The organism is Lentzea alba (assembly GCF_011067745.1).
Lineage (GTDB): Bacteria > Actinomycetota > Actinomycetes > Mycobacteriales > Pseudonocardiaceae > Lentzea > Lentzea alba.
The window spans coordinates 1-1,862 of the sequence record NZ_JAAMPJ010000026.1 but is presented as its reverse complement, the minus strand read 5'-3'; the positions used below and the strand labels follow the sequence as shown (position 1 = coordinate 1,862).

1 rRNA gene is annotated in these 1,862 nt (G+C 56.8%); it reads right to left on the bottom strand.

The annotated features are described in order from the left end of the window. Positions 1–43: 43 nt before the first annotated feature. A 23S ribosomal RNA gene (locus tag G7043_RS47410) occupies positions 44–1,862 on the bottom strand; the annotation flags it as partial.

Genomic DNA, 1,862 nt, shown 5'->3' with positions numbered 1-1,862 from the left:
CTGGTTGTTCTTCCAGAACCGCACAGTGGATGCGTAGCGTCTTTGTAACAAGTCCTCGGCCTATTAGTACCAGTCAGCTCCAACCGTTACCGGTCTTCCACCTCTGGCCTATCAACCCAGTGGTCTAGCTGGGGGCCTTAACCCACAAAGGGTGGGATACCTCATCTTGGAACGAGCTTCCCGCTTAGATGCCTTCAGCGGTTATCCCTTCCGAACGTAGCCAACCAGCAATGCTCTTGGCAGAACAACTGGCACACCAGCGGTCCGTCCGTCCCGGTCCTCTCGTACTAGGGACAGCCTTCCTCAAGTATCCTACGCGCGCGGCGGATAGGGACCGAACTGTCTCACGACGTTCTAAACCCAGCTCGCGTACCGCTTTAATGGGCGAACAGCCCAACCCTTGGGACCTACTCCAGCCCCAGGATGCGACGAGCCGACATCGAGGTGCCAAACCATGCCGTCGATATGGACTCTTGGGCAAGATCAGCCTGTTATCCCCGGGGTACCTTTTATCCGTTGAGCGACCACGCTTCCACAAGCCATGGCCGGATCACTAGTTCCGACTTTCGTCCCTGCTCGACCCGTCAGTCTCACAGTCAAGCTCCCTTGTGCACTTGCACTCAACACCTGATTGCCAACCAGGCTGAGGGAACCTTTGAGCGCCTCCGTTACTCTTTGGGAGGCAACCGCCCCAGTTAAACTACCCACCAGGCACTGTCCCTGATCCGGATCACGGACCGAGGTTAGACATCCAATACGACCAGAGTGGTATTTCAACGATGACTCCACAACCACTGGCGTGGCCGCTTCACAGTCTCCCACCTATCCTACACAAGCCGAATCGAACACCAATACCAAGCTATAGTAAAGGTCCCGGGGTCTTTCCGTCCTGCCGCGCGTAACGAGCATCTTTACTCGTAATGCAATTTCGCCGGGCCTGCGGTTGAGACAGTCGAGAAGTCGTTACGCCATTCGTGCAGGTCGGAACTTACCCGACAAGGAATTTCGCTACCTTAGGATGGTTATAGTTACCACCGCCGTTTACTGGCGCTTAAGTTCTCAGCTTCGCCCCGAAGGACTAACCGGTCCCCTTAACGTTCCAGCACCGGGCAGGCGTCAGTCCATATACATCGTCTTGCGACTTCGCATGGACCTGTGTTTTTAGTAAACAGTCGCTTCTCGCTGGTCTCTGCGGCCGTCTCGCCCTAGCCCGCAAGAGGCTTCAAGCGCTACGGCCCCCCTTCTCCCGAAGTTACGGGGGCATTTTGCCGAGTTCCTTAACCACAGTTCGCCCGATCGCCTCGGTATTCTCTACCTGACCACCTGTGTCGGTTTGGGGTACGGGCCGCGTGAAAGCTCGCTAGAGGCTTTTCTCGGCAGCATGGGATCACTCTACTTCGCCTCAATCGGCTACGCATCACGTCTCAGGATATATGCCTGGCGGATTTGCCTACCAGACTCCCTACACGCTTGCACCAGTACTACCACTCACTGGCGGAGCTACCCTCCTGCGTCACCCCATCGCTTGACTACTACAAGTTCAGGTCCCGCGCTCCACAGTCAGATCAACCCCGAAGGGTCTTCACTGGTGCTTCGGGCGGTTAGTATCACAAGGTTCATCATGGGCGCGTTCACACGGGTACGGGAATATCAACCCGTTGTCCATCGACTACGCCTGTCGGCCTCGCCTTAGGTCCCGACTTACCCTGGGCGGATTAGCCTGGCCCAGGAACCCTTGGTCATCCGGCGGACGAGTTTCTCACTCGTCTTTCGCTACTCATGCCTGCATTCTCACTCGCATAGCGTCCACGGCTGGATTACTCCGCCGCTTCAACCGCTACACGACGCTCCCCTACCCATCC